General features: G+C 35.4%; 14 protein-coding genes. 10 read left to right on the forward strand and 4 right to left on the reverse strand.

Annotated elements, in window-relative coordinates; all coding sequences use genetic code 11:
- Nucleotides 1-5: 5 nt before the first annotated feature.
- From CAR_RS05655 to CAR_RS05665, 3 genes are read right to left on the reverse strand one after another with little or no spacing between them, the layout of a single operon-like run.
- On the reverse strand, nt 6-317 hold the full coding sequence (locus CAR_RS05655) for a hypothetical protein (protein ID WP_013710759.1): 312 nt from the start codon (nt 315-317) through the stop codon (nt 6-8).
- A complete protein-coding gene (locus tag CAR_RS05660; RefSeq protein ID WP_013710760.1) occupies nt 314-703 on the reverse strand; it encodes a hypothetical protein in 390 nt (129 codons plus the stop codon). The genes CAR_RS05655 and CAR_RS05660 overlap by 4 nt, the downstream gene beginning before the upstream one ends.
- Nucleotides 700-1,998 (reverse strand): Y-family DNA polymerase, encoded by a 1,299-nt coding sequence (locus CAR_RS05665; protein WP_041556291.1) that lies wholly within the window; start codon nt 1,996-1,998, stop codon nt 700-702. The genes CAR_RS05660 and CAR_RS05665 overlap by 4 nt, the downstream gene beginning before the upstream one ends.
- Before the next feature lie 273 nt (nt 1,999-2,271).
- On the opposite strand from CAR_RS05665, the gene CAR_RS05670 reads away from it, so the two are divergent.
- From CAR_RS05670 to CAR_RS05690, 5 genes are all read left to right on the forward strand, one after another.
- Complete coding sequence (locus CAR_RS05670; RefSeq protein ID WP_041556293.1) at nt 2,272-3,252, forward strand: aldo/keto reductase; 981 nt, start codon at nt 2,272-2,274, stop codon at nt 3,250-3,252.
- A 40-nt stretch (nt 3,253-3,292) separates the two neighbouring features.
- Nucleotides 3,293-4,144 (forward strand): aldo/keto reductase, encoded by an 852-nt coding sequence (locus CAR_RS05675; RefSeq protein WP_013710763.1) that lies wholly within the window; start codon nt 3,293-3,295, stop codon nt 4,142-4,144.
- Nucleotides 4,145-4,267: 123 nt separating this feature from the next.
- Entirely contained in the window at nt 4,268-4,714 is a 447-nt protein-coding gene (locus CAR_RS05680; protein ID WP_013710764.1) for a MarR family winged helix-turn-helix transcriptional regulator, read from the forward strand.
- Between the two features lie 17 nt (nt 4,715-4,731).
- The gene (locus CAR_RS05685) at nt 4,732-6,468 is read left to right on the forward strand and encodes an ABC transporter ATP-binding protein (protein WP_041556295.1); all 1,737 of its coding nucleotides are present in this window, start codon (nt 4,732-4,734) and stop codon (nt 6,466-6,468) included.
- Entirely contained in the window at nt 6,458-8,344 is a 1,887-nt protein-coding gene (locus CAR_RS05690; protein WP_041556297.1) for an ABC transporter ATP-binding protein, read from the forward strand. Before CAR_RS05685 ends, CAR_RS05690 begins: the two co-directional genes overlap by 11 nt.
- A gap of 288 nt (nt 8,345-8,632) precedes the next feature.
- On the opposite strand, the gene CAR_RS05695 is transcribed toward CAR_RS05690, so the two are convergent.
- Nucleotides 8,633-9,562, reverse strand: coding sequence for a nuclease-related domain-containing protein (locus tag CAR_RS05695; protein WP_041556299.1), 930 nt, complete (start codon nt 9,560-9,562; stop codon nt 8,633-8,635).
- Nucleotides 9,563-9,857: 295 nt separating this feature from the next.
- Between CAR_RS05695 and CAR_RS05700 the strand changes: the two genes are divergently transcribed.
- The 5 genes from CAR_RS05700 to deoC all read left to right on the forward strand — a co-directional run bounded on the left by CAR_RS05700 (nt 9,858) and on the right by deoC (nt 13,480).
- The gene (locus CAR_RS05700; protein ID WP_013710768.1) at nt 9,858-10,496 is read left to right on the forward strand and encodes a DNA-3-methyladenine glycosylase; all 639 of its coding nucleotides are present in this window, start codon (nt 9,858-9,860) and stop codon (nt 10,494-10,496) included.
- Nucleotides 10,496-10,990 (forward strand): DUF3013 family protein, encoded by a 495-nt coding sequence (locus tag CAR_RS05705; RefSeq protein ID WP_013710769.1) that lies wholly within the window; start codon nt 10,496-10,498, stop codon nt 10,988-10,990. Before CAR_RS05700 ends, CAR_RS05705 begins: the two co-directional genes overlap by 1 nt.
- 45 nt (nt 10,991-11,035) lie before the next feature.
- Entirely contained in the window at nt 11,036-11,989 is a 954-nt protein-coding gene (gene prmA / locus CAR_RS05710) for a 50S ribosomal protein L11 methyltransferase (RefSeq protein WP_013710770.1), read from the forward strand.
- Nucleotides 11,990-12,751: a 16S rRNA (uracil(1498)-N(3))-methyltransferase gene (locus CAR_RS05715; protein ID WP_013710771.1), complete on the forward strand. Its 762-nt coding sequence runs from the start codon at nt 11,990-11,992 to the stop codon at nt 12,749-12,751. It begins immediately after the preceding gene.
- Between the two features lie 84 nt (nt 12,752-12,835).
- Complete coding sequence (deoC, locus tag CAR_RS05720) at nt 12,836-13,480, forward strand: deoxyribose-phosphate aldolase (RefSeq protein ID WP_202945007.1); 645 nt, start codon at nt 12,836-12,838, stop codon at nt 13,478-13,480.
- The last annotated feature ends 109 nt before the right edge of the window (nt 13,481-13,589 follow it).

A 13,589-nucleotide genomic window follows, 5' to 3' on the forward strand; every position in this document is an offset into this window, starting at 1 on the left:
AATCCTTAAAACATAACCTTTTTATGCGGCATCCGACGTCCTTTGTAATCAAATACTTGGCCAAAGTAATTAGGTGGGCTTAATAATTTGAATTTTTGTACCACTAGTTGATTGCGATCATTAATGACAGATTCAATCGTAATTTCTGAACCAAGTTCTACTTCATATACAAAACTAAAAGCTTTTTTACCAGCCATTAAACAATTAAACTTGCGGCCATCCGAGAGTAGAGTAAACCTACAGAAAGGTGTGCCATTTTTTGTATTGATCACTTTAACATCTGAATCAACTTTTCCTGTAATGATAGCTGTATTCATATATTTCCCTCCATTTCATTGTTATCAGTAAGATCAGTCCATTTTCTTTGACTGATAAATTGAATATTGCGAATCTCATCGAAATCAACTTTTGTATCCTTTACATAGATACCTAGTTCATCTCCACCAATAACTAGACCGACAACATCGTCCTTATAATGCCCATTTTGGTCGACGGCTTCTATTTGAATAGCAATAGATTTATTCTTGAGTACAGCTTCATTGATTACAGTTGTGATTTCTTGTGAGTTCATTTGTCTTTTTTGTGGATTGAATTTCTTTTTCTCGTTCGTTAATTTTTCTTGAGCAGCGGTGTGTTCGGACAAATAAAATCCTGCCCATTTTTTAATACCCCGATCACGGTATTCATCATTTAAGTCATTCATTTTATACCCTCCATTCCGCCAGCATGGCCGCCAACAAGAGAACTACGGTCGATAGCTGTTGCGCCATCCATAAGACTACTAGCATGTACTAATGATTGAAAACCATATTTCTCTCTTATTTTATCGACTAGTAAATCTAATTTTTCATTTGTAATTTGTTCAGTCGGATCTTCAAATAGATCCAATTGAATATCACTCGTATAGGATAATTTTGAGTAGGTAATGCCTATACGCCGGACAGATTTGTCATCTTCGTAATACTTATTAAAGATTTCAAAGCAGGAGTCAACTAACTTTTTGGTATTAGAAGTACTTGGTATCTTTAATTGGCGCGAAAAACCATCTTGTTCCTCATACTTAGAGTAACTAACAGAAAGACTGACACATCCTGTTTGACAATGATGCTTTCTAATTCGGGTAGCAACTTGTTCAGCCATTTCACGAATAACAATTTTAATTTCATGTTTTTTATAATAGTCTTTTTTGAGAATTTGAGAGTTTCCATAACTTTTTTCTAAAGGACGATAGGAGTCTCTAATGTCGCTGCGATCGATGCCCCAAGCATTTGCATATAATTGTTCACCAATCAAACCCATTGAATCTCTCAGCTGATAAAAATTTGCATGGGCTAGATCATAGACTGTTTTAATTCCTAGACTGTCTAATCGTCTTGCTGTTCGACTTCCGATACCCCACATGTCGGTTAGTTTTTCTATTTTCCAAACCGTGTTGGGAACATCTTTATACCGCCATTCAGCAATAAAGTCGTCATTATATTTGGCCCCATTGTCTAAAGCTAGCTTAGCCATTAGCATATTATCACCAATACCAATCGTTACGTATAGACCGGTCTTCTTAAAAATATGGTATTGAATCATTCTAGCCATATCATAGGCACTTTTTCTTTTGAAAAGCTTTAGACTTCCTCGAACAGAAATAAACGATTCGTCGATACTATAAATATGTAAATCTTCATCAGAAACGTACTTACGAAAGATATCGTTGATTTCAGTATTCTTTTCGATATAATAGCTCATTCTAGGTGGTACGATAACCAAATTAGGGTGATAAGGGATTTCCCATTTCCTAGTAACGTTTCTAATACCTAATACTTTTTTAGCCATTGGTGAAGCAGCTAACACGATGCCACCGGGCTTATCTGCGTTACTCATAACAACTAATAGAGCTTTTAGAGGATGTAAGCCACGTTCAACACATTCCACAGAAGCATAAAAAGATTTAACGTCAATACAAAAAATATCATCGCTTTTTTCTTTAGCATAATTGAATGACATAAGAACCCCTCCTTTCATTCTATTATACGAACGCACGTTCTATTTGTAAAGCGAACACTCCATAAAAAATTCACTATGAAATTGAAGGTGCAATGATTGAGGAAGCTACATAAAAAAAAAATATTTTTACTTGACTTAAAGTTCACTCCAAGGTGTATCCTAATCCTTAATAAGGTGATTTTTACTGAAAAGACTTTTAAGTAGGAAGATTAGGCATGATTTAGTAAAATAAGCTTTACGAGGTAGATTCATTATTAGTAAAGGAGTGTAATGATGGAATATACAAAGCTAGGAAATACAGGAATGGATGTTTCAAGGATTTGTCTGGGAGCAATGAGTTTTGGAGATCCAGAAAAATGGATTCATAAGTGGGTATTAAATGAAGAGGAAAGTCGTCCCATTATTAAACGAGCATTGGAACTGGGTATCAATTTTTTTGATACTGCTAATATCTATTCGATTGGAAAAAGTGAAGAAATTTTAGGAAAAGTATTAGAAGAGTATGCCAATCGAGATGAAATTGTATTAGCAACAAAAGTCCATGGTCACATGTTTGACGGTCCAAACGGTGGCGGTCTATCAAGAAAAGCTGTTCTTTCTCAAATTGACCAAAGTTTAGAACGATTGCAAACCGATTATGTTGATTTGTACATTACTCATCGCTGGGATTATGATACGCCAATAGAGGAAACGATGGAAGCACTGCATGATATCGTGAAATCTGGCAAAGCAAGGTATATTGGTGCTTCTTCAATGTATGCTTGGCAATTTCAAAAAGCACAAAATATTGCAGAAAAAAACGGATGGACTAAATTTATATCTATGCAAGATCATTTGAATTTGATTTACCGTGAAGAAGAACGCGAGATGATTCCTTATTGCTTATCAGAAAAAATTTCTCTGACACCATACAGTCCTTTAGCTTCAGGGCGCCTAACAAGAGATTTATCCATTCAAACAAAACGTACAGAAACGGATAAGATAGCACGTCTTAAATATGACAAAACAGCTGATCAGGACCTTGAAATTATTGAAAGAGTTGCACAACTAGCGGAACGTTATGAAGTCAGTAGAGTGCATGTAGCACTTGCATGGCTCTTGCAAAAAGAGGGAGTAGCTGCACCGATTATTGGAGCAACTAAACTTGAACATGTAGAAACAGCTGTTGCTGCAGTAGATTTTAAACTTACTCCAGAAGATGTTCAATTTTTAGAAGAACCTTATATTCCACATCGTATTGTGGGTTTCTCATAGGAAAATAAATAAACAAAATAAAAACATGGAGGTCGGTTAAATGGAAACAGTTACACTAGCAAATGGTATAAAAATGCCAATTTTAGGCTATGGAGTGTATCAAGTAAATGATATTGAAGAATGTGAACGTGTGGTAAGCGAAGCCATTGAGGTAGGGTATCGTTCGATTGATACCGCACAAGCCTACAGGAATGAATCCGCTGTTGGAAATGCTGTGAAGAAGAGTGGAATTCCTCGTGCAGACTTTTTTATCACAACAAAAGTTTGGATCTCAAATGCAGGATATGAAAAAGCAAAAGCTTCTATTGAAGAGTCTATGGAAAAATTGCAAACAGACTATTTGGATTTAGTTTTGATCCACCAACCATTTAACGATTACTATGGAACTTATCGTGCAATGGAAGAATATTATAGAGCAGGAAAAATAAAAGCTATTGGAGTCAGTAATTTTTATCCAGACCGCTTTATTGATATTGCTGAGTTTAGCGATATCAAACCTATGGTGAACCAAGTTGAAACGCATGTATTTAACCAGCAAGTAGAAGCACAGAGTATTATGGAAGAGTACAATACTCAAATTGAATCTTGGGGACCATTTGCTGAAGGTAGAAATGATTTCTTTAACAATGAACTATTGAAAAAAATCGGTGAGAACTATGGCAAGTCTGTAGCGCAAGTTGCTTTACGGTATTTGATTCAGCGAAATATTGTGGTCATTCCTAAAACAGTAACAAAAGAGCGCATGATCCAAAATTTTGATGTCTTTAACTTTTCATTGACGGATGAAGAAATGGCAACGATTCTAGGGTTAAACCAAAAAGAAAGTTTGTTTTTCTCTCATTACGATCCAGAGACCGTTAAGTTTTTAACAGGCTTAGGTAAAATTAAATAAGAACTGAATAAAATTACTTTGAAAGAATAAGTAGATTTTACTATCTATTTATTCTTTTTTTTGCTAATATAGTTACCTGTAGTAATTATACTAGGTAAACTAATTAGAAAAGAGGGCTGAGCAATGGATAGTCAACTATCTGAAGAATATATTGATGCATGTTTAAGTGCAAAACACACGATGCGGTTGCTGCCTGAACCACCTCCTGAAGTCCAACAGAGACACGTTTATATCATCAAAACATTATACAATTTATCAAAAGAGTTAACTGAGGTACGTATCAGTGACATCGCTGAGACACTTGGCGTAACACTGCCAAGTATCACAAAAAATATAACCTTGTTAGAAGACCTAGGTTATATAAAAAAAGTAGCCAACATTGAGGATAAACGGGTAGTAAATATCAAATTGACCAAAAAAGGACAAGCGTTGTATGAAAAAGTGGTCTATGAATTCCATCACAAAAATAGTCAGATTCTAAAGGATATTCCGGAAGAAGATATCCGACTAACGATAAAAACGATTTACCGAATATATGATTTAATGGAGCAAGAACATTCGCTCAATTAGAAGGAGAGAAGCTAACAATGTATAAAACATTAATGAAATCATTGCGACAATACAAGAAACCGTCGTATTTAACTATGCTTTTTATGGCATTAGAAGTTGCTACAGAAATTTTCATTCCATTTCTTATGGCAAAAATTATTGACAAAGGGTTGATAGCAGGTGATCTAGATTATGTTTTTAAAATCGGATCACTCATGTTTCTGATGGCCTGCATGTCAATGTTATTTGGAGTATTAGGTGGAAAATTTTCTTCAGATGCCGCTGTAGGACTTTCGACGAATCTTCGTCAAGATATCTACGAAAATATTCAAACATTTGCCTTTGATAATATTGATAAATATTCTTCATCCAGTCTGATTACAAGACTGACAACGGATATTACCAATATTCAAATGGCTTTTCAAATGATTTTAAAAACCATTATTCGAGCACCATTCATGATTGCATTTGCCTTTGCAATGGCCTCTTATACGAATTTGAAATTATCTTTAACTATTTTAATTATTGTTCCGATTGCAGGTTTTATTTTAGTTGGACTAATCTATCGCGTGCATCCTTATTTTATACAAGTATTTAAGAAATATGATCGATTGAATCAAACCGTACAAGAAGATATCAATGGTGTACGTGTTGTGAAATCGTTTGTTCGTGAAGAGAAAGAAATCGAAAAATTCAAAATAGCATCTGAGGATATTAAAAAGCTGTTTACAAAAGCAGAAAAAATCACAGCATTGAATGCTCCAGTAATGCAGATCGCTATTTACTCTTGTTTGCTTCTTGTTTATTGGTTTGGGGCGAAATACGTTGTAGGCGGAACAATGAGTACGGGTGAATTAACAAGTTTCATTACGTACATGATGCAGATTCTAAGCAGCATCATGATGATTTCTATGATCTTTATCATGATTGTCATCTCGGAAGCTTCAGTAGAGCGTGTAACAGAAGTCTTAAAAGAAAAAGCAACCTTAGTAAATCCTAAAAACCCAATTACAACGATTGAAAATGGTGAAATTGAGTTTAGAAATGTTCAATTCAAATACAATGAACTATCAGAAGAACCAGATTTAAATAATATTAACTTTACAATCAAATCTGGGGAAACAATAGGGATCATCGGTGGAACAGGTAGTGGTAAAACTTCACTGATTCAATTAATCCCACGCTTATACGACGTGACTAAAGGTGAGGTATATGTTTCAGGTCATAACGTAAATGAGTATGATTTAGTTACCTTGCGTGATCAAATTGCAATGGTACTGCAAAAAAATACGTTGTTTTCAGGAACGATCATCGACAACTTACGTTGGGGAAATAAAGAGGCCTCTGAAGAGGAAATTCGCCGCGTTGCGAAATTAGCCCAAGCGGATGATTTTATTCAAGAATTTCCAAATAAATATGAAACAATGCTGGACCAAGGTGGTTCAAACGTCTCCGGTGGTCAAAAACAGCGATTAACAATTGCACGTGCCTTGTTAAAACAACCAAAAATTTTGATTTTAGACGATTCAACAAGTGCTGTAGATACAAAAACAGATGCTTATATTCGAAAAGCATTTATTGAAGAAATTCCAAATACAACAAAAATTATTGTGTCACAACGTATTTCTTCCATTCAAGATGCTGACCGTATTGTCGTGTTAGACGAAGGGGAAATCAGTGGGATTGGAACACACGAAGAATTGTTGGAAAATAATGAGATCTATAAAGAAGTATTTGATTCTCAAGTAAAAGGGGGGACAATAGTTGAAGAATAATCCGATTACGAGACCAACTGTTAGTCCATTAAAAATATTTAAAAGAATTCTGTCTTATGCAACGAAACAATACAAATTACGGATCATTGTGGTAGTTGTCAGCATTGTCATTAGTGCGGCAACTAATGCGATTGGGATCAGTTTTACAAAGACTTTGATTGATGAGTACATTGCGCCACTTCTTACTCAAACAACACCTGATTTTTCGAACTTAGCGCGTACTATTGGGCTAATGGCGATGCTGTATTTGACCGGTGCTCTATTTACCTATATTTTTAATCGCACAATGGTTACAGTGTCACAGGGAATCCTTAAAGACATTCGTGATGAAATGTTTACGCACATGGAATCTTTGCCAATTCGTTATTTTGACAGCAATGCAACAGGCGATATCATGAGCCACTATACGAATGATACGGATACGTTAAGACAGATGATCAGTCAATCCATTCCGCAAATTTTTTCTTCCTTGATCATGATTTTATCGATTATTATTGCAATGTTTATTATTAATATCCCAATGACCTTAGTGGTTTTATTTATGGTTGGGATTATGGTTGCTGTTATTCGTACGATTGGTGGGAAAAGTGGACGTTACTTCTCGATTCAACAAGCCGCATTGGGTACGTTGAATGGTTATGTGGAAGAAATGATTGAAGGACAAAAAGTCGTGAAAGTATTCAATCATGAGGAAGAAGCAGTTGCTGACTTTAGTAAATTAAATGAAGTTTTGAGAGAAAATGCTACAAAAGCCAATACGTATGCGAATATTTTAATGCCGATTATGGGAAATATTGGGAACTTTATGTATTTGTTAACAGCTGTCATAGGAGCTACGTTGTCGATCACCGGCTTAACGGCTTTAACGGTTGGTAGTATAGCGTCTTTTGTTCAATTTACGAAAAGTATCACTATGCCTGTAGCGCAGATTTCACAACAGTTTAATGTGATTATCTTATCGCTTGCGGGTGCAGAACGTATCTTTAAACTATTGGATGAAAAACCTGAAGAAGATAGTGGAACGGTTGAGTTAGTAAATATTACCAAACAAGCTGATGGAACAATTGTAGAATCTACACAACGGACAGGTAGTTGGGCATGGAAACAAGCTGTTACTGCCAATGAAGTTGTGTACAAGGAGTTAACCGGGGATGTACGTTTTAAAGATGTGACCTTTGGCTATAATTCAGATAAAACGATTCTTCATAACATTAATTTATTTGCAAAACCAGGACAAAAACTTGCTTTTGTTGGAGCAACGGGTGCTGGGAAAACAACTATCACCAACCTGATAAATCGCTTTTATGATATTCAAAAAGGAACCATCACTTACGATGGAATCGATGTCAAAAACATCAAGAAAGATGATCTAAGAAGATCGTTAGGCATTGTTCTACAAGACACGCATTTATTCTCAGGAACGATTAAAGACAATATTCGTTACGGACGTTTAGATGCTACGGATGAAGAAATTGAAGCAGCGGCAAAACTAGTCAATGCGGACTTCTTCATTAGACAATTGCCACATGGGTATGATACAGAATTAACAGGAGATGGCGGTTCGCTTTCTCAAGGACAAAGACAATTGTTGGCAATTGCTAGAGCAGCTGTTGCGAATCCACCTGTCTTGATTCTTGACGAAGCAACGTCTAGTATCGATACGCGTACAGAGACGGTTGTACAGAGCGGAATGGATGCTTTGATGAAAGGCAGAACAGTATTGGTAATTGCTCATCGCCTTTCAACTGTCCGAAACTCGGATGCCATCATGGTGATGGAACAAGGACGCATCATTGAAAGAGGAAACCATGAAGAGTTGATTTCTCAAGAAGGAGAATATTACCAACTTTATACTGGTGCTTTTGAAATGGATTAACTGGTACCTTTTAAGCCAATTTATATTTAAAGGAATAGAAAGCTCTATTGAAGACGATAAAATCTTCAATAGGGCTTTTTAAATTGTCTTGGAGGTGTGCTTATTAGTCAAGTTGGACTTTCTTTGTTGCTCGTTTAATCAATAATATCTGTTTATTAGTCAAATGGGGTCTTGCCGCAGTACTCATTTAATTAACAAATCTACTTATTAGTCAAACTGAACCTTGCTCAAGTGCTTATTTGATCAATAAACCCACTTTATTAATCAAATGAAACCCCAATTCATATTTTATTTGATTAATATCGGATAGTTTACTTCATAATAAGTCGATTTGTAGTTACCGTGTGATACGTAATTACTGCTCAAAACTCTTTGAATCCTTTGTTCACTGTACGTTCCTCCGCACCACTCATAAATAAGGTGCTTTGTGACTTTTAATTCAGGAAAAAGGTGATGAAATTCCTCTGATGAACGTTTAATGGTTTCTGTGATACTTTCTCTATGACTGCAAGAAGAACAAAGACGGTTATTTCGCGTATTCGTGTGTTCAAATGAAAAACATTTCGGACAGTAAGTTCCCTTCTTAATAGTACTGAAATTATATTCTGGCAAATCAGATGGGCGGTAGTTTGTAATATGTAAATCACTCAACTGGGTGGCAAGCTGCGTATTAGTTTGTTTTATAGCGGTTTGCTTTTTCTCCATGTAATCAAAATAACGAGTCAACTGATGGGCAAACAAGAATGGCTTATCTCGAGGCAACTGGTACAAATAAAAATTTGGATCAATGAAAACAACTTGTGATCGTATCTCCATTTTGTGTCCTAACTTGCGCACTAAATTGTATAGAAGGGGTTGGCTATTATGGATTTGAGTCAGAGGATCAGTGATGACGAAATCAGATTGGGCGTAAAGACCATCCTCTTTGTAATCATAATTTCCCGAATAGTTTTTTATTTCATAGAGATGAATGGTATTTCCCATTAAAATAAGCGCATCGATTTGAACCATTTTACCCCGTTCTTTAAGTAATAAGTCGTTTATTACCAAGCATTCAAACTGCAATTTTCCCAAATAGTTATCGAATTGTAATTCACCATTATAGCCTTTGAGTTGATTGTAATAATCTTTTTTCTCTGAAGAATTGAGTACAGTTCGATAATTTAAGGATTCTAAAATCTGCAGCATCAGTGGCTTGGTACGTTTTTTTATGATCAAGCAAAATCACCCTTTACAAAAATTTTGTCACTATTAATATGCGTAAAAAATATAGAAAAACTCATTAATTTATAGGGTTTATTTTCAAAAATCAAAATTATTGATGCCAGTTGAATACAAAATTTAGGTTAACAGTGTGCAAAATTCTTTGTACTTTTTATATATAATAGGTGCCTACTTTACCAAATAAAGAGACACAAAAATGAGTTTCTTTTTCTCTAAGCGTTATTTTATTGTATACTAAGAGGTGAAGGAAATCGCATTTAATGTGCACTGAACTAGAAAGAGGATTGAAATGAATTTTTGGACAGATCAGACAAAAACAACACAAGAAATTGCTCAAGACTTACTTGGGTGTTTGGTGATCAACGAAACGGACGAAGGGGTAACATCTGGCTGGATCGTAGAAACAGAAGCCTACTTGGGTGAAGTGGATGAAGCTGCTCACAGTTATGGGTTGAAAAAGACACCTCGCCTAGCTTCTATGTACAAAGAAGCAGGGACGATTTATATCTATAGTATGCACACTCATTTGATGCTAAACGTTGTAGTTCAAGGTAAAGGTATCCCGGAAGCTATTTTGATTCGAGCCATTGAACCTCAAAAAGGATTAGTATTAATGACAGAAAGACGAGGGAAATCTGGATTTATAGTAACAGATGGACCAGGTAAATTAACAAAAGCGATGAACATTACAAAAATGGACGACGGTACATTGGCTACAGAACCTCCATTGACCATTGATGTGGAAACGAGAAAAATCCCTAAAAAAATTGATGTTTCTTCCAGAATAGGTATTCCGAATAAAGGAGAATGGACAGAAGCTTTGCTTCGGTATACTGTGGCAGGAAATCCATATGTATCAAGAAAAAAAGGCAAGATAGATGCAGATTTCGGTTGGAAGAAACCGACAACTAACGGAGGCGAAAAATAATGGCACAAGAAACAGTATTAGATTATTTAGGAGAAGCATTGGAAGAAAGTGATTTTGAGTTTGATTGGAAATTAGAGTGGAATAAGCGTCAACATGCTATTGAACTATATTTTTCGATTTTTGCTGAAAATAAAGAAAATCATGTTGTGATTGAAGATGTTGAAGGAACTGCAAATGAAGGTGAGATTATTCAATTTGAAGACGCTATTTGCTTTTTTGATCCTAAAAAATCAAAAATTCAAATGGACAACTACTTAAAAGCTTTTCCATTTGATTTTAAAATGGGCATCGAAAAAGGATATATTGATGCAGTATTAAAAACTTTGCGTATAGTAGTAACGGAAGGGCAATCAGATCTGTTAGACTTTGCTACTGACCCAGCAATTGATACATTTGAATTAAATTGGAACGATACGAATTTTTACGGAACGATTAAAACGTTGAAAGATATTAATCGCTACAGTGAGGAAAAGCTAATCTATCCGAAGTACTGAACGAGTAGAATCAACTATATTTTTTATTGGAGGCCACGTAACAAGATGAAATGGACAGAAGTACAAATACAAACATCAAACGAAGCTTTAGATGCGGTGTCAAATATTCTTATTGAAGCAGGTTCGCAAGGGGTAGCTATTGAAGATATTCACGATTTTTTAAATTCTCCAGATGATGGATTTGGTGAAATTTGGGCACTAGATGAAACCGATTTTTCGCAAGAAGGCGTAATTATAAAAGGGTATTTTCCAAATACACTATTCTTACCTGAATTGCTCCCAAGCATTAAACATCGTATCAATGAATTAGAAGCGTTTGGTTTAACCATTGCGCCAAATATTGTAAAAGTAGACGAAGTTGTGGAAGAAAACTGGGCTACAGCGTGGAAAAAATATTACCATCCTTTGCAAGTAACACGATTTTTAACGGTTGTTCCAAGTTGGGAAGAGTATGAATTAAAACATGCAGACGAGCGTGTGATTCGATTAGATCCAGGCTTAGCTTTCGGTACAGGAACTCACCCAACTACTATGCTTTCCTTGCAAGCTCTTGAAACGTACATTCGTGGAAACGAAACGATTTTAGATGTAGGAACAGGTTCAGGTGTATTAAGTATTGCCAGTAAAGCTCTAGGCGCCAAGCATGTTCATGCATATGATTTAGATGATGTTGCAGTAAAATCAGCAATGGATAATATTAAGTTAAATGACTATGCTAAAGACGTTACTGTAGAAGCTAATGACTTGCTGAAAGGTGTAACGATCAAAGCAGATATCGTCGTAGCTAATATCTTGTCAGAAATTATTGTACCGCTTATACCAGAAGCTTATGACGTTTTAAAACCAGGCGGTCTATTTTTAACATCTGGAATTATTGAAGATAAAAAAGAACTCATTATTTCTGAGCAAAAGAAACAAGGTTTCATCATAATTCAAGTGCAACAAATGAAAGATTGGTGTAGTATTGTTGCTCAAAAACCGTTGGTGGAGGATAAATAGATGCAACGTTATTTTTTGAAAGAGGATTTAACAGATTATAAAAATCAAACCATTTCAATTAGCGGAGATGCTTTTCATCATATGGTAAAAGTTATGCGCATGAAAGTTGATCATCGTGTGTATCTTGTCACAAAAGGTCAAAAAGCTTTCATTGCTAGAATCAATGCTATAGAAGAGAAAGAAGTTCAGTTAAATTGGGTAGAAGATGACCTTAGACAACAAGAATTACCAATTGAAGTAACAATCGCAAGTGGACTTCCTAAAGGCGATAAGTTAGATTTAATCATTCAAAAGGGAACAGAATTAGGCGCAAGTGCTTTTATTCCTTTTGCAGGTTCTTTTTCAATTACAAAATGGGACACCAAAAAAGCGGTTAAAAAAATTGAACGGTTACAAAAAATTGCGCAAGAAGCAGCTGAACAATCTCATCGTACAAAAATCCCAACAATTGAGTCGCTCTCTTCAGTAAAACAGTTGGTTGAGATGAAAGGAAATTTTGATGTCTGTTTAGTAGCTTATGAAGAAAGTGCTAAAGCGGGAGAAGATCAAAATTTCGTTAAAGGATTGAAACAGGTTCCTGTTGGCGGTAAGTTGTTGATCATTTTTGGTCCAGAAGGCGGATTATCAAAAGAAGAAGTCGATGCTTTCCTCCAAAATGGTTTTTTACCTTGTGCATTAGGTCCAAGAATTTTAAGAACAGAAACTGCACCGTTATATGCTTTAGCAGCAACCTCGTATCATTTTGAATTAATGCATAAATGAGAAATTTCTTTTTGTTCCAAAATGAAAAGTCGGGTATAATGAAAATGCTATCAACAGTATAAGAAAGAGGGATATAATATGACAATAGAATTAAATAAAACAATTGACCACACGATATTAAAACCAGAAGCAACAGAAGCACAAATCATTACACTTTGTGAAGAAGCTGCAGAGTATAACTTTATGTCTGTATGTGTAAATCCAACTTGGGTTAAAAAATCCGCTGAGTTACTTAAGGGTACAGATGTAAAAGTTTGTACAGTTATTGGTTTTCCTTTAGGAGCTAATACACCAGAAGTTAAGGCTTTTGAAGCAGAAAATGCGATTCAAAATGGCGCAACAGAAGTAGACATGGTTATCAATATTGGCGCTCTTAAAGGTGGAGATGACGCTTTAGTTCAACGTGATATTGAAAGTGTAGTAAATGTTTCAAAAGGAAAAGCTTTATCAAAAGTTATTATTGAAACAGCTCTATTAACTGATGAAGAAAAAGTACGTGCATGTGAACTTGCTAAAAAAGCAGGAGCTGATTATGTGAAAACATCTACTGGTTTTTCAACAGGTGGAGCAACACTTGAAGATATTAAATTAATGCGTGCTACTGTAGGGCCAGATATGGGAGTTAAAGCAAGTGGCGGTGTTCGCACAACTGAAGATGCTAAACAATTTATTGAAGCTGGAGCAACTCGCTTAGGTTCTTCAAATGGACTAGCAATCGTTAAAGGTTAGTCGTGCCTCTAATAAATTAAATAACTAATTTGAAAGAATACGAGTCGAATGATTGACTCGTATTCTTTTTTATCAAAAAAAATTATTAAAATAAAGACTGTTTTAGTTG

The sequence above is a fragment of the Carnobacterium sp. 17-4 genome (assembly GCF_000195575.1).
GTDB lineage: Bacteria > Bacillota > Bacilli > Lactobacillales > Carnobacteriaceae > Carnobacterium_B.